The organism is Roseivirga sp. (assembly GCF_049099775.1).
In the GTDB taxonomy this organism is placed as follows: Bacteria; Bacteroidota; Bacteroidia; order Cytophagales; family Cyclobacteriaceae; genus Roseivirga.
The window spans coordinates 1,121,935-1,139,938 of the sequence record NZ_JAGDZM010000004.1 but is presented as its reverse complement, the minus strand read 5'-3'; the positions used below and the strand labels follow the sequence as shown (position 1 = coordinate 1,139,938).

17 protein-coding genes are annotated in these 18,004 nt (G+C 38.5%); 4 read left to right on the top strand and 13 right to left on the bottom strand.

Annotated features, from left to right (window positions below):
- Window positions 1–51 precede the first annotated feature (51 nt).
- The 10 genes from ruvA to JXQ92_RS09615 form a co-directional block, all read right to left on the bottom strand.
- Entirely contained in the window at window positions 52–645 is a 594-nt protein-coding gene (ruvA, locus tag JXQ92_RS09660) for a Holliday junction branch migration protein RuvA (RefSeq protein ID WP_421986397.1), read from the bottom strand.
- Between the two features lie 101 nt (window positions 646–746).
- Window positions 747–1,859, bottom strand: a complete 1,113-nt coding sequence (locus JXQ92_RS09655) for a DUF4837 family protein (RefSeq protein ID WP_421986396.1) — start codon at window positions 1,857–1,859, stop codon at window positions 747–749.
- 89 nt (window positions 1,860–1,948) lie between these two features.
- Window positions 1,949–3,280, bottom strand: a complete 1,332-nt coding sequence (locus JXQ92_RS09650) for a LysM peptidoglycan-binding domain-containing protein (RefSeq protein ID WP_421986395.1) — start codon at window positions 3,278–3,280, stop codon at window positions 1,949–1,951.
- Between the two features lie 7 nt (window positions 3,281–3,287).
- Window positions 3,288–4,718 (bottom strand): Asp-tRNA(Asn)/Glu-tRNA(Gln) amidotransferase subunit GatA, encoded by a 1,431-nt coding sequence (gene gatA, locus JXQ92_RS09645; protein WP_421986394.1) that lies wholly within the window; start codon window positions 4,716–4,718, stop codon window positions 3,288–3,290.
- Window positions 4,719–4,730: 12 nt separating this feature from the next.
- Window positions 4,731–4,928, bottom strand: a complete 198-nt coding sequence (locus JXQ92_RS09640; RefSeq protein WP_421986393.1) for a Sec-independent protein translocase subunit TatA/TatB — start codon at window positions 4,926–4,928, stop codon at window positions 4,731–4,733.
- 112 nt (window positions 4,929–5,040) lie between these two features.
- Window positions 5,041–6,222, bottom strand: coding sequence for a murein hydrolase activator EnvC family protein (locus JXQ92_RS09635; protein ID WP_421986392.1), 1,182 nt, complete (start codon window positions 6,220–6,222; stop codon window positions 5,041–5,043).
- Entirely contained in the window at window positions 6,209–6,976 is a 768-nt protein-coding gene (locus JXQ92_RS09630) for a DUF4292 domain-containing protein (RefSeq protein WP_421986391.1), read from the bottom strand. Before JXQ92_RS09630 ends, JXQ92_RS09635 begins: the two co-directional genes overlap by 14 nt.
- Window positions 6,954–8,711 (bottom strand): tetratricopeptide repeat protein, encoded by a 1,758-nt coding sequence (locus JXQ92_RS09625; RefSeq protein WP_421986390.1) that lies wholly within the window; start codon window positions 8,709–8,711, stop codon window positions 6,954–6,956. Before JXQ92_RS09625 ends, JXQ92_RS09630 begins: the two co-directional genes overlap by 23 nt.
- Before the next feature lie 47 nt (window positions 8,712–8,758).
- On the bottom strand, window positions 8,759–10,273 hold the full coding sequence (locus JXQ92_RS09620; protein WP_421986389.1) for a lipopolysaccharide biosynthesis protein: 1,515 nt from the start codon (window positions 10,271–10,273) through the stop codon (window positions 8,759–8,761).
- A gap of 138 nt (window positions 10,274–10,411) precedes the next feature.
- Entirely contained in the window at window positions 10,412–11,197 is a 786-nt protein-coding gene (locus JXQ92_RS09615; protein WP_421986388.1) for an enoyl-CoA hydratase-related protein, read from the bottom strand.
- A gap of 180 nt (window positions 11,198–11,377) precedes the next feature.
- On the opposite strand from JXQ92_RS09615, the gene JXQ92_RS09610 reads away from it, so the two are divergent.
- Window positions 11,378–12,829 (top strand): NADP-dependent isocitrate dehydrogenase, encoded by a 1,452-nt coding sequence (locus JXQ92_RS09610; RefSeq protein ID WP_421986387.1) that lies wholly within the window; start codon window positions 11,378–11,380, stop codon window positions 12,827–12,829.
- Between the two features lie 52 nt (window positions 12,830–12,881).
- Here the strand turns inward: JXQ92_RS09610 and JXQ92_RS09605 are convergent, their stop codons facing one another.
- The 3 genes from JXQ92_RS09605 to JXQ92_RS09595 form a co-directional block, all read right to left on the bottom strand.
- Window positions 12,882–13,376: a hypothetical protein gene (locus JXQ92_RS09605; RefSeq protein WP_421986386.1), complete on the bottom strand. Its 495-nt coding sequence runs from the start codon at window positions 13,374–13,376 to the stop codon at window positions 12,882–12,884.
- 82 nt (window positions 13,377–13,458) lie between these two features.
- A complete protein-coding gene (locus JXQ92_RS09600; RefSeq protein WP_421986385.1) occupies window positions 13,459–14,061 on the bottom strand; it encodes a hypothetical protein in 603 nt (200 codons plus the stop codon).
- A gap of 40 nt (window positions 14,062–14,101) precedes the next feature.
- Window positions 14,102–15,061, bottom strand: coding sequence for an NAD-dependent epimerase/dehydratase family protein (locus tag JXQ92_RS09595; protein WP_421986384.1), 960 nt, complete (start codon window positions 15,059–15,061; stop codon window positions 14,102–14,104).
- A 169-nt stretch (window positions 15,062–15,230) separates the two neighbouring features.
- Here JXQ92_RS09595 and JXQ92_RS09590 point away from each other — a divergent pair, with 169 nt between their 5' ends.
- The 3 genes from JXQ92_RS09590 to JXQ92_RS09580 all read left to right on the top strand — a co-directional run bounded on the left by JXQ92_RS09590 (window position 15,231) and on the right by JXQ92_RS09580 (window position 17,974).
- On the top strand, window positions 15,231–15,485 hold the full coding sequence (locus tag JXQ92_RS09590; RefSeq protein ID WP_421986383.1) for a hypothetical protein: 255 nt from the start codon (window positions 15,231–15,233) through the stop codon (window positions 15,483–15,485).
- A 1-nt stretch (window position 15,486) separates the two neighbouring features.
- Window positions 15,487–16,680 (top strand): glycine C-acetyltransferase, encoded by a 1,194-nt coding sequence (kbl, locus tag JXQ92_RS09585; RefSeq protein ID WP_421986382.1) that lies wholly within the window; start codon window positions 15,487–15,489, stop codon window positions 16,678–16,680.
- Window positions 16,681–16,813: 133 nt separating this feature from the next.
- On the top strand, window positions 16,814–17,974 hold the full coding sequence (locus tag JXQ92_RS09580) for a 6-bladed beta-propeller (protein ID WP_421986381.1): 1,161 nt from the start codon (window positions 16,814–16,816) through the stop codon (window positions 17,972–17,974).
- Window positions 17,975–18,004 lie beyond the last annotated feature (30 nt).

Here is an 18,004-nt window from a genome sequence, read left to right as displayed (position 1 = left end):
GTCAGGATTAATATTTTCTTAAATGCGCTAAACAAATCTCAAGAAAATACCCTAGGCTGCTTTGAGTGCTAATTTTATCAATTCTTCGAGGCTTATATCTGCTGCACTATCTTTTAAAATCTTATCTATGCCCTTCTGAGCAGCTGCTTTGTTGATGCCTAGAGTTACTAACGCTGCAAGTGCCTCTTTTCTTATGGTATTTTGACCCGAAGCTGGAATATTTATTAGGTCTCCACTTTCAGCGTCTTTACCAATTTTATCTTTTAGCTCTAGAATTATTCTTTGCGCTGTTTTGGCACCTATTCCTTTTACACTTTGAATGGTACGAACATCTTCACTAAGAATAGCTTGTTCTACCTCTTGTGGGTTTAGAGATGAAAGCACCATAAGACCAGTAGAAGGGCCTACTCCAGATATAGAGACTAGGTGTAAGAAGACTTCTTTTTCTCTTGGGTCGGCAAAACCAAAAAGCGCTTGTATGTCTTCCTTTACATGGAAATGAGTGAATAATTGAACATTTTCTTGATCTTTTATTCTAGAAAAAGTGTGTAGAGAAATCTTTACTTCGTATCCAACCCCACCTACATCAATGATAACATAAGTAGGGTCTTTATGGGCAAGTTTTCCCTTGAGATAAGCGTACATAGAACTGATTAGGTACTTAAAAAAAAGAATGGCAAGTTCAACTTGCCATAATCTTTAAAATTAATAAGAATACCTTAATCTAAGCTAATTGTATCAGAATTTCATAGGCTTACTCTGAACGTTGTCAGTAATGATTCCATTTCTCTAATAAGTTCTCTATGATCTTCGCTTGGGTGAATCACAAATCCTTCGATATAGTATAACTTTTCTGTCGATTCATCTACGAACGTATAACTTACAAAAGTGCCTCCTACAGAAAAGTTATTTGTTTTCCAGGCACCTTTCATTTCTACTGTATACTGATTGTTGAAGTTTATATTTCTGAAAACCGGTTGCATGTACTTGGTCTCTGTTGTCATATATGACTCCTTGTTTTCAGGGTCACCAAAAATGTATGTTTTACCTACTTCGTTTCTTAGCTTAATGATGTTCTCTTCATCAAATTCAGATTCTGAAGTATATTTTTTACTGTAGATAACTAGATTTTTACTTGGCCCAACTGCCGGCAAGGCTCTTACCCATGCAAAATCATCTTCTAAAACCGCAAGTTCATAACCAGAAGGGATTTTAATGTTTATACCGAGTTTGTCGTTAACTTTTCTTAAAACAGTTCTTGATTCGGAAGACATCCTAAGACTTTTAGCTAGTCGCTCTTTTTCGGCGATGTTGAAGAAGTTTTGTACGATTTTACTGTTTTCCTTCATGTTCTTGATTAATGAATCATCGTCAGTACCGAATAATTGAAGGATTTTTTGCCCCTTCGCATATTTGTTTTCAGAAGTTTGCATGAAGAGGTCTGGGTTCGAAAAGATTCTTTCCTTAGATACTTCACTGAAGGTGTTTTGAAGCCATTGATCAGCTGCGGAACGACCTTCATAAGAAATAACATAAACTAAGTTTCTAGCCACTTTAAAGATTCTATTCATCTCAGAAGGTTCTATCACTCTAATGGTGAACATAGGTTCAGGTCGGGTAAGCCCTGGAACGGTTTCTCTAAATACCTCTTTAATGGCATTACCGAGTTTGTCATCATATTTCTTCTTATTCATGATAACAACGATCTCGCCAGGTTCGCCAGCAGCGTCTGGAAGGAATGAGGTGCTTTTCGCTTTTTCAGCTTTAGCTTCTCCGTCGGCACCGAGTTCTGTTTTTGACTTTTCTCCTCCGCAAGAGACTAAGATACTGAGCGTAATTAGGGCTAAGAACTTCTTCATAGTCGTATTTAGTTTAATCGAATTCAAACAAATGATAATAGATTATAATAACAAGAAAAATCTACTAAATGTTTAGTTGATAGATTTTTCTAACCAATTCTGAGCTTCATGCCAGGCTTTATAGAACTGCCTCGAATCTTGTTCAATTCTTTGATTTTCCCAATGCTCAGGCCTTTATACATACGAGAGATGTCCCATAAAGTGTCGCCAGGCTGTACCACATGAATTTTAGAGTCCGGAAGGGGCTGATTGATCAATTTGGCAGATGCGCCGTCGTAGAAATCTGGTCCGGTATAGATGTTAAGTTTCTGTCCAACTCGGATTAATGACCCTCTTATCTTATTCCAAGCTTTTAAGTCTTGTAGTCTTACCCTATGTTTTCTGGCTATTGTCCCTAAAACGTCGCCACTTCTGACACGGTAAACAACTTTTTCCTTTCCAAATGTGCTACCCGGCATGTTTCTGGCCATTTTTTCAAATTCCTTTTTGCCTTCTTCTGCCTTGGCTAAAATATTTACTTCGTTCTTTAAAAAGTCGTCTTTCGCCGACTTGGGAATTTTTAAATCAAAGCCTTGTTTCCTTTCGGGTATTGCTCCCTTCTTTATTTCTGGGTTCAGCTCTTCTAAAGTTTTTAGAGGGATGCCACTCTCTTGGGCAAACGCTTTTAGATATACAAAATTGGTCGTTTTTACAGTTTCAAAATCAACAGGATATAATTCTTCTTCGGTATAAATGTTGTGAACATCGGCATATTCCATAGCATATACGATGGCTGCAAACTGTGGAACATATGATCGGGTTTCTCTTGGTAAGTAGCGATATATACTCCAAAAATCGTTTTTATACCCTGCTCTACGGATCGCTCTTTTTACATTGCCAATTCCACTATTGTAAGCTGCTAATGTGAGTTTCCAATCTTTAAAGATTCCATAAAGCCACTCAATATATTTACAAGCTGCTTCTGTTGATTTTTCGGGATCCATCCGTTCATCTATATACCAGTCAATCTTAAGGCCTCGTTCTTTCCCTGTAGCGGCCATAAACTGCCATAAACCGACTGCCCTGGGGCCTGAAACGGCTTTTGGGTTTAATCCTGCTTCAATAATTGGGAGGTATTTTAATTCTTGGGGCAGGTTATATTCTTTTAAGTACTTTTCGAAAATCGAAAAATAGACTTCTTTTCTTCGCAACATTTCACGTGTATAATCACGATCTCTTACGGTGAAATAATTAACAAATGCTTTAACGCGATCATTAAAGGCAATATCTATTGTAAGCTCAAGGTCATTATACCGCTTTTCTATTTCCTGGTAAGAAATGTCAGGCGTGTAATCATAGATTTCATAAAGGGCTTTCTCTTCTTGTGCGAAACACTGAAATGAGAGGAATGAGATTAAGAGAATGTTGAGGGTACGCCTCATGAAATTGTTACTGTTTATAATCTTTTAATAGACACTTCGAAATTGCAAAAAGTTTTTTTTCATCAAAAGCCCTTGACATAATTTGCAGACCGATTGGTAAATTATTTTCGTCTACTCCAACTGGTATTGAAATGGCAGGAATACCCGCAACTGATGCTTGAACTGTAAAGAGATCGGCCATGTATGTTTCGACCGGATTGGTGTGTTCTTGACCAATCTTAAACGCTGTGGTAGGTGTAGTTGGTATAATTATGAAGTCGTATTCTTCAAGTATTTTTTCCGTTGCTTCTTTAATTAGTTTTCTGGCCTTCTGTGCTTTTGTGAAATAGGCATCGTAGTAATCGGCACTCAATACAAAGGTGCCCAGCAAAATCCTCCGTTGCACCTCTTTTCCAAATCCTTCAGATCTTGAATTTTTGTAGAGTGACTCGAGGTTATCGGTATGTTCACTTCTATGTCCAAAATGAACGCCATCGTAGCGCGAAAGGTTGGTGCTGGCTTCTGCAGTTGTAAGTATATAATAGGTAGGAAGTACGTATTCTAATAGATCGAAACTAACCTCATTTACATTATGCCCTTCTTTTTCGAGTTTAATTATGTTCGATTTGAGACTTTCTTTAATGTCTTTTTCCACACCATTACTTTGTAGTGCTTCTTTGAAGTAGGCAATTTTATACTTTTTCGAAGGCTCTAAATCTGCCTCATAACTTGCTACAAGCTCCGTAGAGGAGGTGCCATCTTTTTCGTCTTTGCCGGCAATTACTTCAAGCACTCTAGCGTTGTCTTCAATTGACTTTGAGAAAATCCCAATGGTGTCGAATGAGGAGGCATAGGAGAGTAGGCCCCACCTTGAAATTCTTGAATAGGTAGGTTTTAAACCAATTGTTCCTGTAAAAGCAGCCGGTTGTCTAACCGATCCGCCCGTATCTGTGCCTAATGAAACTTGACACATATTGGCTTGTACTGCAACGGCAGAACCGCCAGAGGATCCTCCTGAAACGTGATTGTTATTAGCAGCATTTCTAACGAGTCCGTGTGCTGAGTTCTCGTTGGCGGAACCCATACCGAATTCATCGCAATTTTGCCTACCAATAACAATGGCATCTTGGTCGAGCATTCGCTGAACCGCAGTGGCTGTTATTTGAGATTCAAAACCTTCTAGAATTTTGCTACTGCCTGTTACGCGATGGTTTTGGTAACAGATTAGATCTTTTATGCCAAAAATTAAGCCGGCTAACTTGCCGGCTTTATTAAGCTTTAACTTATTGTCAATTACTTTGGCTTGTGCTCTTGCTTCTTCCTCGAAAACCTCAACAAATGCATTGAGTTGAGCATTGTCCTTTATGACTTGAAGATGATGATCTACAAGTTCGAGACAAGAGACTTTATGTAGCTTAAGATCGGTTTGAATTTCATCTAAGAGATGATAATTCTTCACTTTTCTTAGGTTCTACTTTTCAATTTCTTTGCCTGCATCATCTACCTCTTTCTTGATTTCTTTGGTAGCATCTTTAAATTCTCTGATGCCTTTGCCGAAGCCTCTGGCTAGATCAGGAATTCTTTTGGCACCAAATAAAAGAAGCAACGCTACAATAATGAAGATCATTTCTGGTCCTCCGGGCATTCCTATGGCTAAAATCGTTTCCATGATATTTTATGTCTTGTACTGAGTAAACAAAGATAGACAAAAAGTCTTACTTCAGTAGTGGTAAACTGTTTTGTTTGGACAGTTTTAACGCGCTCTATTGGCTAAAGTTGTCTCAGTTTTTTCTTTGGAGCCAGCTTTCAGGGTTCACATTGGCTTTCTGATCGAATACTTTGAATTTTACTTCTGAGATATCGTTGCTATCAGTTAGCACTTGCCCAATGGTTTCATTTGCCGATACTTCTTGGCCTTTTTTCACGACCACAGCTTTAAGTTTTGAATAGGCTGTAAAGTATTCACCATGCTGAATGAGCACTGTATTGCCTTGTCCTGGAATAGACATAATGGCACTGACTTTACCGGGGAAAACTGATTTTACCTTTGCGTTTTGAGTGGTCTGAATGTCGATACCCCTGTTTGTGAGTGTCACTCGTTTTAGCGTTGGGTGTTGAGATTTACCATATTTAGAAGAGATAAACCCTTCTGACACCGGCCACGGTAGCTTTCCTTTTTGACCCTCAAAAGCTTTGTTAATATCGGTCATGTCGACAGACGCGGCTAGTGCGGCTAAACGCTCTTCTTCTATAATTGTATCGATTCGATCGTTTAATTCTTTTTCCGAGGCTCTTTGTTTTGCGAGATCTCTTTGGATTTTACTCTCCTGGTTTTCAAGCTTGGAGATTAGTTCTCTTTGTTGGGATTGTAAACCTGCAAGCTTTCGGTTTTCTGTTAATTCTTCATTCAAGAGGTTCTGCTTATCAGATTTTTGGTTTTCGATTTCTCTTATTTGTTCACTCAAGCTTGATTGTACGAGTTTTATTTGCTCTCCTTGTTTCTTTCTAGCCTCAGAATATTGTTGAATATATTTTAATCGCATAAAGAGCTGGTTGAAAGTTCCAGATGCGAAAATGAACGTGAGTCGGTTAAAGCCAGCGCTTGTTTTTTGACTGGTGTAGATCATCTCCGCATATTCTTCTTTAAGTGCAGTTAAATCATTTTCCATCGCATTTATAATGCTTTGGTCTTCTGATATTTCTGTGTCAAGAAAATTTACTTCGTTCTGAATAGCATTCACTAAAGAACTTCTAGATCGGATTTGACTGTTAAGGGCTCTCAGCTGACCTAATGAGTTGCTTTTTTCTTTAGTGGTTTGGGAGAGTATTTTTTGTGTTTGCTCAATTTTATTTTGCAACGCCTTCTTTTGATTTTCGAGTCGCTGACGTTCTGTTTGAGCTTTTACAGGCCCAAATGCCAATAAGAAAAGGGTGAAAATAAATAGAAGTCTATTTACGCTCATAGCGTGCGGGTATATTAAAAGGAAACCGTAGTGGCTTAGTCTCAATCCTTGCTCTGTTATGTTCTATATCAATGGTGGCTTCTTCTTTTTTGCCATCAGGAAAATATGTAAGTGTCATCAATGCTTTAAAGGCGAAAGGCTTATCGTCTAAAAGTTTGAAATCAGCATACTTTAATTCCAACGTGTTTTTGTTCTTAGAAGTACTTGCTTTCAGATTTTCAAGTCGTCTTGTCTTCGAACTGATTTTATTTCTGACTGATAAATCTCCGTTTGTTTGGGCTACTATGTAGTTGTTATTCTGCTTTTCAAGCACATCATCTTGTGTTACTTCATAGGGCATATCACCTATTAATACAGCTTGAAATAGTTCGAAGTTAAACTCAAAATTGAACTCCTGTGTGAGGTCAGCAAAGCTATAGCGTATGACTTGTTTGTTGAGCCGGTCGATCAGAACGAGCGAGTCTTGCGAAATTTGTCCTCTAACGCCTTCAATTACCCCATTGGTCAAAGTAAACCAAATAAGGCTGTCCTTTTTGATTCTAATATTGGCAGTTGCCTTGTTTTTTTTGTTACCGTCTTTGTATTTGAATTTTGTTCGGGAAGAGAAGTATTCAAAATCGATTTCCTCTAAAGATAGTTCGGCTTTTGGGTCGTATCGAAAACCTAAAAACTTCTTACTACAACTTTGAATGGTGAGTGTAGCTCCTAAAACGAGTAGTAGTAGGATGGACTTAGTTGTACTGTTTATTCTCAATTTTCTGATCTATTTTTTCTGAAGTTCCACCTAGTCGTTTAGCTTCTTTCCAATTGATTAATGCTTCTTCTATTCTATTGAGCTTGAATTGGGTGTCTCCCAAAAGCTCAAGAACTAATCCACTTTTTTCATTGGCGTATTCTGCTAGCCCTTGGTTAAGAACTTCATATGCCCCAGTATAATCTGCTAAATTAAAGAGTGCACTAGCCTTAATCCTAATGAAACTCAAGTTTTTAAAGGAAGAGATTAATAAAGGGTCAATTAACTGAATGGCTTTTTGTGGATCATTCTTCGATAAATAGTTGGCATATGACGCTAAACTTTCTGGATGCGGCGGATCTGTCGAAATTGACTGATCGAATAGGGTGATGGCTTGTTCTGTATTTCCCTGGGCTAAGGCTAACTCGGCCTGTTTTCCGATTACTTGGCTTTTTAGAATTTGATTACTACCTGTCATTCGGAGTGCTTGTCTTAACAGGCTTTGTGCTTCGCTAAATTCTTCTAATCCTTGATTTGCTTTAGCTAAATAAACATAGAATACTACCTGATTTGGGAATAAATCAAGCGCTTCTTCCGCGTCATTGGCTAAATCTTGCCATTTATTATTGTTGTATTCAAAGGCGAGTACTTTTTGCCATACTTCAAAATTCCCTGGACTGATCTCAGTTAGGTTTTTGTACCGTTTAATAGCCTTCAACTCGAATTTAGCGCGTTCAGTTCCTGAGGTTACTTGAGCAACTTTTGAGTAAATAAGTCCTCCGTTTTCCAAAGCAATAGCTTCGTTTGGGTAGTCTATTTCAAGTTGTATTTGCAGGCTATCTATAAGAGCGACATTGTCTAATAGGTTACTAGAAAAGGCCCATTGTCCGAGCAGAAGCGTTTTAATACTCAAGTTGGCTTCATCGTCATTATAAACGGCTAGGAGCATGTCTTTTTGCTTGTCTAACATGCCAGCTTTCAGGTAATTTTCAGCAAGCAAGAGCTTTAAATCATTGGTATTTAGGTTGCTCGCTTCTAATGCGGATATGGCTTTTTCTATCTTGTCACTATTTGAAAGTGCCGATGCGTAGCGAAATAGGATGTTCGAATTGTTTGGATTTTGATCATTGAGTTCACCCAAATATTTCAATGCTTTGTTGGCTTCATTAGCTTTTATCAGCAAATCGACTTTACGGAATTTTTGATCAAAACTTAAACCTTCAGACTGCTGCTCTGCTTTGTCTAGAATATCGATGCCTTTTTTGAAGTCTCCAATTTCTTCATATACTCTTGTGATTTCAATTAAATAAGAACTGTAACCTGTGGTATTGGCCATCATTAGTTCGTAATAGACGGCTGCCCCTTTAAAATCGTTACTGGCTTTTTGTAACTGAGCCGCAAGCACATAGTAATACTTATTGTCTTGCTGAATTTCTATCGCTTTATCAATTGCTATTAAACCATCAGTGTTTTGTTGTAGAATAAGGTGTATTTCGGCTGCTTTGAAATGCGCCGCATGGTTGTCAGGATCGACTTCTATTGACTGATCTAAGAATGCCAACGCGCGTTTGTAATCTTCAAGTAGAAAGAACTTTTGCGCTTCGATAAGTAAGTATTCTGCATTCGCCATTTCGTAAGGCGTTGTCTCTTCTTTCAGGTTTTCTTCTGCTCCTTTTTTCTTCCGCTGTGCATTTCCTTGAAAGCCGAGGGCAATCAGTAAAATAAGGGTAAGTGATATGTTGGTAAGTAGCTTCACAGAACTAGTACAAGAAACGCATTAATACTCACTTAAGTTTATACAAATCAATGTGCTTGGCTATTGTTTGATTTGACTGGTTTATATTGAATGTTTCTTCCTTCAAGCCAATACATAGCAAGGGTAAAAGCTAATGTAATGGCAATATCAATTCCATAGCCTAACCAAACATTACTTACTTCAATGAAATCCGCAGAATAAATAACAACCAAAGCAACAGCCAAGTAGGCAAAAAGTGGTTTGAAGTTATAAGGTATCGGGAACTCCTTCCTTCCTTTTAAATAACACATCAGGCTCATTGTGCCATAACAGGCTAATGCCGTAACAGCACTCCCATAATAACCAATCTCTTTTATTAAAAGCACGTTTCCCACGAGTGTAATAAGGGCGCCAGCTAAGGCATAGTAGGTGCCATAGATTGTTTTATCCGTTAATTTAAACCAGACACTTAGGTTTACATAGATACCATAAAACAATTTGGCAACTAGTAATATTGGAAGAACGAATAAGGCCTGTTTATAATCTTCATCTCTTAAAAAGACATCACTTATCAATTCTATATTCAGTGCAACGGCCACTAAGACGACAATATTAAATGAAACGAAATAGTGCATTATTCTCCCAAAAAGGGCCGGTGCTTGTTTGTTGTCTGCATGGCTAAAGAAGAATGGCTCAGCTGCATAGCGAAATGCTTGAATGCCTAGCATCATAATTACGCTGAGCTTAAAAGCGCTACTAAAGATGCCGAGTGCCGCCTTTGGCGTTGAGGCAAGATCGGTTGGTGCAACTCTTTCTAAAATAATGGCATAACCTTGCTCATTGAACATACCACCAAGTCCCATTAAGAATATTGGCCATGCATAAGCAAGCATAGGTTTAAATACTTCCCAATCAATTCTTAATCTAATTTGCGCAAATTGTTTCCAAAGCAGTGGCAGATAGATAGCATTGGCAATTAAGTTGGCTAAGAATATATAGCCTATTCCATAGTTGGGATTGTAGAATTTTTCTACTGTCGATTGAAGCCCTTGTAGATACTCACCACTTAAGATATCAGGAAGTACAACTATAAATAATAGGTTAAGAGTGATGGTAAAAGAGATAACAACGATCTTGATTACAGCAAATTTCAATGCCTTTTGCTCTAGCCTGAGCTTGGCAAAAGGTAAGGCCACAACACCGTCAATAAACAGAATTATGCCTAAAAACTGTATGTAAGTTTCTTTTACACCATTACCCAATAATGAGGCTATTGGGGTAGCAAAAAGGAAAATTAAAGCTGATAGAACTCCCGATACTATGAGCACTGCTGTAGCACTACTGTTGTAAACTTTAAGGTTGTTTTCCTTCTTCGAAAACCTGAAAAAAGCCGTTTCCATTCCGAAGGTGAACACAATTAGGCAAAGGGCTACATAGGCATATGAACTTGTTACCGCTCCGTATTCAGCAGTTTCGAGCCTAGCTGTCCAGATAGGTAATAGTAGAAAGTTTAATACTCTACCGAGAATACTACTTATGCCGTAGTAAGCTGTTTGTCCCGCAAGTTTTTTAATCTGACTCATTGAGTCATAAATGGGTTTAGGAGTGGCTTAATAATGCAATGTACAATTTTCGATAGGTGTAGCATCAAACAATGCGCTCAGAATTTATGCTGAGGCCTTATTTTAACGGTCTTTCACTCAAACGAACAGATAGCTATTTTATTCGCCTTTAAATGCGGCTTTTCTTCTTTCTAAAAACGCAGTAGTGCCTTCTTCGAAATCTGATGTTTTTGTACAGGCAGCGAATCCATTTGCTTCTGTCTGATAGCCGTTTTCTTGTTCATTATTTACGGCATTGATGCAGTCTATGACTAAACCAATGGCTACAGGGGCTTTGGCCATAATTTTACCTAAAATTTCTTCAGATTTAGCCTGAGCAGCTTCAATTGATTCCATTACATGGTTAACCAGACCTAATTGTAGTGCTTCATCCGCCTTGATCATGTCTCCAGTCATGCAAAGTTCAAATGATTTAGCTTTTCCTACTAACTGCGTAAGGCGCTGAGTGCCTCCATAACCAGGAATAACACCTAAGTTTACTTCAGGCTGACCAAATCGTGCAGTAGCTGTAGCTACGCGCATGTGACATGCCATGGCGAGTTCACATCCGCCGCCAAGTGCAAAACCGTTTACTAATGCAATGACGGGTTTATGACAATTTTCTATAGAAGCGAATACTTCTTGGCCTGCTTCAGCAAATTTCCGGGCATTAACCTCTGTTAATTCAGCGATTTCTGAAATGTCGGCTCCTGCTACAAAAGCTTTTTCACCTGCACCTTTTACAATTACGCCTTTGATGGTAGAGTCGTCATATATTTCTTCAAAGGCCGTTTTTATTTCGGCAATCGTATCAATATTCAGAGCGTTCAGCTTGTCAGGTCGGTTAATCGTTAGGTGAACGATTTCCCCGTTATTTTCAAAAAGTACGTTTTTATAATTGGTCATGATTCTTAGTTGAGCTAAAATTCAAAGATACTTGTCAGTAAGCTGATGCAAAAGTATACTATTGACATCGATTTTTTTCCTTTCATAAACAATGTTTCAAAATGAAGGTTTACAATTTCGGTAATGACTAGATGGTGATTACATTTGCCGTGAAATTTTGGAGGTAACTACGTTTTAATTATGAGTGAACAATCAAGAATTACAGTAGCCCATGGAGATGGTATTGGGCCAGAAATAATGGATGCTACTTTGCGGATAATGGATGCTGCCGAAGTTGATCTGGCTTACGATACCATAGAAATTGGTGAGAAAGTCTACAAAGCTGGACATAAATCTGGTATCAGCCCAGAAGCTTGGCAAACGTTAAGAGATAATAAAATATTCTTGAAAGCTCCTATCACTACCCCACAAGGAGGTGGTTATAAAAGTTTAAATGTTACGATTAGGAAGTCCCTCGGCCTTTATTCAAACGTTCGCCCGTTTAGGGCTTATGTGCCTTACGTTCCTTCGCATTTTCCAAAAATGGATCTAGTTATTGTTCGTGAGAATGAAGAAGACTTATACGCGGGTATTGAGCATCAGCAGACTTCTGAGGTGGTTCAAACGCTGAAGTTAATTTCTGATCCGGGAAGCGAAAAAATTATTCGTTATGCTTTTGAATACGCCAAAGCTTATGGCCGTAAGAAGGTTACTTGTATGACAAAAGATAATATTATGAAGCATTCTGATGGAATGTTCCACGATATTTTCAATAAAATAAAATTAGAATACCCTGAAATTGAAGCAGACCATTGGATTATTGACATTGGATCTGCAGTAGTAGCGGCGAGACCTGAAACTCTAGATGTTGTTGTTACACTGAATCTTTATGGAGATGTTATCTCTGATATTGCGGCTGAAGTTGCGGGTTCGGTCGGGATGTCAGGTTCTTCAAACGTAGGCATGTCTCATGGTATGTTCGAAGCCATTCACGGTTCTGCTCCAGATATTGCTGGTCAAAACATTGCCAACCCATCTGGACTATTGAATGGTGCTACCATGATGCTGGTTCAGCTAGGTAAAGCTGATAAGGCTGAGTTAATTCAAAATGCTTGGTTAAAAACACTCGAAGATGGAATCCATACAGGGGATATCTATAGAGAAGGCCAAAGCGTGAAGAAAGTTGGGACTAGAGAGTTTGCCGATGCCGTGATCGAAAGATTAGGGCAAAAGCCTTCTAAATTGACGCCCGTTAAATATAATGAGGATGTAGCGATTAAGGTTTCTATTGAAGAGAAGCCAGCTAAGAAAAAGGAACTTGTTGGCGTAGATGTATTTATCGATTGGAGAGAAGATGGTCGTAACCCTGATACTATTGGCAACAAGCTTTTAAATGTGGCTTCTACGCAGAACTTGAAGTTAAAGCTCATTTCAAACAGAGGTGTTTTAGTATACCCGAATGGTATGGAAGAGACTTTCAAGACAGACCACTGGAGATGTAGATTTACAAATCCTGAGGGTAAAATTTTGAATAACTCAGATGTAATTGAGTTACTGCAAAGTGTTCAAGATGCTGGATTTGACTTTATTAAGACAGAACACTTATATCACTTTGATGGTGAAAGAGGATACTCCTTAAGTCAAGGAGAATAAATAGCAGAGACAAAAACTATAGATAAAAATAAAAGGGGCTTAAGCCCCTTTTTTAGTTCTCAAAAGTTGTAAGTACGTATGTTCCGGTGTCTTTTAAAGGGTATTCACGATCATCGAATTCACCAATGATATCGAAGGATACTCTCCATTGATTCTGAGCTATTTTTTGACCTGTGATGTTTCTCTTTTTGAAAGTAAATGGCTCTTCGAAATAACAGAAACAAGATTGAACAAAGTATACTTCAATTTCTGATTCGCTTTGATTGTTGGTTAAATCAATATCAAATTCTGTAATGTCCGATGGAATTTCAATATAGAGGAATTCAGTCAGCTCGTCATCCGATATGTTTTCATCGTCTTCATGCTGATATGAAAATACAATGACCGTTTTTTCTCCTTGTTCCCACTCAACAAAAGCTCCTTTATTGTCTTCAGGCAAGGAAACATCTACATTTTCAAAGTATCTTCTTTCAATTCTGGATTCGTTTTTATTGTTACAGGCAGATAAAGTGAGTATAGCGGCCAGTAATAGATAGATTTTTTTCATTTTTTTAGTCTCTTTCCTACCTAGACAAGCATGTTTGGAAATAGGTTGTAAGATGGGGACATCGAAAGAGTTTAAAATCAATCTAGCTTTTCCCTTCAATCAAGTTTTTAGTTGCCGGAATGGCCCCGTTATTAATCATTTCAGAAAGGTTGATCATATACCGCTGAAGCCGCTTTAAGCCAGCGATGTACCAATCAAATTCAGGCTTTAGTATTCCATTTTTATCATAGAATGTGATTGGTGTATTTGAAATCAATTGTCGATTGCAAATATCATTGAAGTCAGCAATGTTTTGACTGACTACCTGCACGTTGTCGTATCCACCACTCAAACTTGCGGCAAGACCTGGATCTAATTGGGTGAAAACATCTTCATTGAAACCTGCTCTTGTTATAAGCATTGGTGATTTGAAATAGATATTCAGTGGTTTAAGCATTGGTGTTTCACCCTTGGCCATAGCGGTATCAAATTTGGTTATGGCACGGTCAATCTCCCTTTGAACACCTTTAATATCTGATGACAGCTTTACCAACTCAGACATAAAGCTATTGAAGTAGCTTTCTCTGATTGTTTTCTCTCTTTCTGTTTGTTGAAAACGATTAAGTTCAAAAGCACCATAAACCCCAACAAATACGATGAGTAACTCCGCTATGAATTTCAATATACTCGTCTTCTTATTCGCCATCTTGAAAGGTAAGACCTTGGGTAAGTTAGAAATGTTGCATTTAAGCCTTTTGAAAATCTCCCAGTATTTCCGGTAGGTGCGTTAAGATATCATTTGTCATTTTATCTAAATCGAAAGCAGGGTTCCAGTCCCAATCCGATTTTGCTTCGCTATCGTCAATGCTATTTGGCCAAGAATCCGCTATGGCTTGTCTGAAATCTGGCTTGTATGTCGCCGTAAAACTTGGGATGTGTCCTTGTATTGACGCTACAATTTCTCGAGGGGAAAAGCTTATGGCAGAAACGTTGTAGCTAGATCGAATTTTTACTTTTTTGGCAGGGGCTTGCATTAAATCGATAGTCGCTTTGATGGCATCCTGCATATACATCATTGGCAAATAAGTTTCTTCAGACAAGAAACACTCAAATGGCTCTTCTGATAAGGCTTTATGGTATATGTCTACGGCGTAATCAGTTGTACCACCTCCTGGCAATGATTTGTAGCCAATCAGGCCTGGGTAGCGAATACTTCTAACATCTACACCATATTTTTCGAAGTAATACTCGCACCATCTTTCTCCTGCTAGTTTACTAATTCCATACACCGTATTTGGATCCATTACCGTATGTTGTGGCGTATTGTCGATGGGGGTTGACGGGCCAAAAACTGCAATAGAACTTGGCCAATAGATTTTGTCTAGGTTTTTTTCTTTCGCTAGCTCAAGTACATTGAGTAAGCCGGTCATGTTCAAGTTCCAAGCCCACTGTGGGTTTTCTTCTCCTTTGGCAGAAAGTATAGCCGCCAAATGATAGATTTGAGTAATCTGATGTTGGTCAACGATTTCAGCCAAGCGATCAGCATTCATAACGTCTAACTGCTCGAATTTAAATCCTTGAATCGCCGAATTAGGCTTGGAAATATCGGAAGCAATAATATGGTCGTTACCGAAAATTTTACCCAATTCATTGGTCAATTCTGAGCCCAACTGTCCGCAAGCACCAATAACTAATATTCTATCCATCGAATTCTATACTTTTCTGCAATATTAACTAAACAGCTTAATAAGTAAAACGTTTGCAGGTTAAATGGAGAAAAGCGGTTATGGTAGCGGCACTAGCCTTAATAAATTCCTAAAAACTCGATTCTAAATACGTTTCCGAAGCCGTAAAATCACATATATTTGTCCCGTCATGGACGAAATGAGCTTCGATAGTTACCTGTTAAAAAAGAAGATAGATTCGAAAGAATTTGCAAAAGGTGATCCAGAGCAGTTTCAATCGTTCAAGCAACTATTCGATCAAGTTCATCCTGATAGTTTTACCGCTCAGAAATTATTCCTGATTAATAAAGTGAGAAGGACTTTTCCGCTAAAAGAAGAGGAGGAAACGAAAGTTGCGAAAAAGCCCATGATGAGACCCAAAATTGCCAAACCCAAAACCAATTGAGATGTACGATAAATTAAAGCCACAGTTAGCTGCAGAAATACAATCGATAAAAGATGCAGGACTTTATAAGCAAGAGCGTGTAATAACTACGCCGCAGTCAGCAGATATTAAAACTGATGATGGTAAAGAAGTTATCAACTTTTGCGCGAATAACTACTTGGGTTTATCGTCGCACCCTAAGGTAGTGGAGGCCGCCAAGGCCGCCATTGATACCCATGGTTTTGGAATGTCATCGGTAAGGTTTATCTGTGGTACACAAGACATTCATAAAGAATTAGAAGAGAAGATTTCTGAATTTCTAGGTACGGAAGATACCATACTCTATGCTGCTGCTTTTGATGCAAATGGCGGTGTATTTGAACCACTATTTACGGCAGAAGATGCTATTATTTCAGATGCCTTGAACCATGCGTCCATTATTGACGGCGTAAGGCTTTGTAAGGCTATGAGGTTTAGGTACAAAAATAGCGATATGGCTGATCTTGAAGCTCAATTAATTGCTGCAGACGAGAAGGGAGCAAGACAAAAAATTATCGTTACCGACGGTGTGTTCTCAATGGATGGTACTATTGCTAAGATGAACGAAATCTGTGACTTAGCAGATAAATATGGCGCTTTAGTGATGACCGATGAATGTCACTCGACTGGCTTTATGGGTAAAACGGGTAGAGGAGTGCATGAGCACCATAACTGCATGGATAGAGTTGATATAATCACGGGTACATTGGGTAAAGCGCTCGGAGGTGCTTCCGGTGGATTTACTTCAGGTAAAAAGGAAATTGTAGACTTGCTCAGACAGCGTTCTCGCCCTTATTTATTCTCGAATACATTGGCACCATCAATTGTTGGGGCGTCAATCGCTGTATTTGATATGCTTTCTGAAACAACTGAGCTTCGTGATAGGCTTGAAGACAATACAAAATATTTCCGCGAGCAAATGACAGCTGCCGGTTTTGACATTAAGCCGGGGGAGCATGCTATTGTTCCGATTATGCTTTATGACGCTGTGCTATCTCAGAAAATGGCAAGTGCCATGTTGGAAAAAGGAATTTATGTTATTGGATTTTATTATCCGGTAGTGCCTAAAGACCAAGCTAGAATTAGAGTTCAGATCTCAGCGGGTCATGAAAAGCATCACCTAGACAAAGCGATTGCAGCCTTTACTGAGGTAGGTAAGGAATTGGGGGTTATTTAATCCAAATCTTACAAAAGAATTATTGAATGCCTCCTTAATTAGGGAGGCATTTCTTTTTTATGGCATTAAGTGTTAGACGGTTGGTTCATGATCGCAATTGTGTGTAGATTGAAAGAGGTCAAAACAAACACTCATGAATACCCTTAAGTCACAAATTCTCAATTGTGCATATCTATTTCCCATTATTTTCTGTCTTAGCTGCGGAAGTGAAAAACCATCGATTACCGATGATGAACCTACTCAAAAGGACGGATTTCAGTCCTTTAAATTAGACCTCAAGGAAGATAAGATACGTTTTGTTGATCTAATTGAGTCCCTTAAAATCACGAGACTCGAAGAGACGGAAGAGTCGCTGTTACGTTATGTTGACCGAGTCATGTTTCATGAGGATAAGATGGTCTTCCCTGGTAATCAGGGTGCTTTTTACATTTACTCTAATAATGGTGAGTTTTTAAGCAAGTTTAATCGTAAAGGACAGGGGCCAGAGGAATACTCAAGGTTGACTGATGTTTGGTTAGAAGACGGTATTTTGAATGTTCATAGTACCGGTAAATCTGTTACTCGATATGACTTAGCGGGAAATTTTATTGATCGAGATCGAATGACAGAGCAAGCGGTTCATGCCTATCCTTATGAAGGCGGGTACTTGTTAGATATGAATCTCAGCTATACTCTGGATTCCTTAAAGTACTCTCTTGTTACACTTGACGAAGAGATGAAACTCGATAAGACTTTTTTGCCGTTTGATAAATATCCAGGTTTTCGATTTTCCTTACCGTCCAATTCACTTTTCGAATTAGGAGATGTCCTGTTCTATTTGCGTGAAATGGGTAATACGGTTTACAAGGTAACTGCCGATACAATAGCCCCATATATTCTCTATGATTTTGGTGACGATTGGTATTTTAAGCCTGGTGTTGAAATAAAAGGTGATTTTAGCGAAGAGCAGCGAAGAAAAAAGCAAGCTTGGTTTGTACTGAATCATTTGGGAACCGATTATATATACTTGTATACAACATTAGGTCCCAGAATGGATTATTCTTTCTTTATTGATAGAGAGGACAAGAAGAGCGTAAGCATTGAATCAAGAACTTCAACTAATGAACGATTGGATGTAATAGGGATCGGTTGGGATGGAGATGAGTTTTTATTCACTTTGCGATCAACCCAATTTATAGACCTTGTGGATCAACTAGACAAAGAACAATATTCTTTCACCGAAGGGTCATCTCTGGAGGAAATAGAATCATCTGAAAACCCCGTGCTATTAAGAATGAAAGTCAAAGATTTTTAACAGGATATTCTTGGTATAAACACACAAATA

Excerpts from the sequence above, each read along its gene's own strand:
- ruvA (WP_421986397.1), bottom strand. The coding sequence starts at position 645 with ATGTACGCTTATCTCAAGGGAAAACTTGCCCATAAAGACCCTACTTAT.
- JXQ92_RS09655 (WP_421986396.1), bottom strand. The coding sequence starts at position 1,859 with ATGAAGAAGTTCTTAGCCCTAATTACGCTCAGTATCTTAGTCTCTTGC.
- JXQ92_RS09650 (WP_421986395.1), bottom strand. The coding sequence starts at position 3,280 with ATGAGGCGTACCCTCAACATTCTCTTAATCTCATTCCTCTCATTTCAG.
- JXQ92_RS09640 (WP_421986393.1), bottom strand. The coding sequence starts at position 4,928 with ATGGAAACGATTTTAGCCATAGGAATGCCCGGAGGACCAGAAATGATC.
- JXQ92_RS09635 (WP_421986392.1), bottom strand. The coding sequence starts at position 6,222 with ATGAGCGTAAATAGACTTCTATTTATTTTCACCCTTTTCTTATTGGCA.
- JXQ92_RS09620 (WP_421986389.1), bottom strand. The coding sequence starts at position 10,273 with ATGAGTCAGATTAAAAAACTTGCGGGACAAACAGCTTACTACGGCATA.
- JXQ92_RS09615 (WP_421986388.1), bottom strand. The coding sequence starts at position 11,197 with ATGACCAATTATAAAAACGTACTTTTTGAAAATAACGGGGAAATCGTT.
- JXQ92_RS09610 (WP_421986387.1), top strand. The coding sequence starts at position 11,378 with ATGAGTGAACAATCAAGAATTACAGTAGCCCATGGAGATGGTATTGGG.
- JXQ92_RS09605 (WP_421986386.1), bottom strand. The coding sequence starts at position 13,376 with ATGAAAAAAATCTATCTATTACTGGCCGCTATACTCACTTTATCTGCC.
- JXQ92_RS09600 (WP_421986385.1), bottom strand. The coding sequence starts at position 14,061 with ATGGCGAATAAGAAGACGAGTATATTGAAATTCATAGCGGAGTTACTC.
- JXQ92_RS09595 (WP_421986384.1), bottom strand. The coding sequence starts at position 15,061 with ATGGATAGAATATTAGTTATTGGTGCTTGCGGACAGTTGGGCTCAGAA.
- JXQ92_RS09590 (WP_421986383.1), top strand. The coding sequence starts at position 15,231 with ATGGACGAAATGAGCTTCGATAGTTACCTGTTAAAAAAGAAGATAGAT.
- kbl (WP_421986382.1), top strand. The coding sequence starts at position 15,487 with ATGTACGATAAATTAAAGCCACAGTTAGCTGCAGAAATACAATCGATA.
- JXQ92_RS09580 (WP_421986381.1), top strand. The coding sequence starts at position 16,814 with ATGAATACCCTTAAGTCACAAATTCTCAATTGTGCATATCTATTTCCC.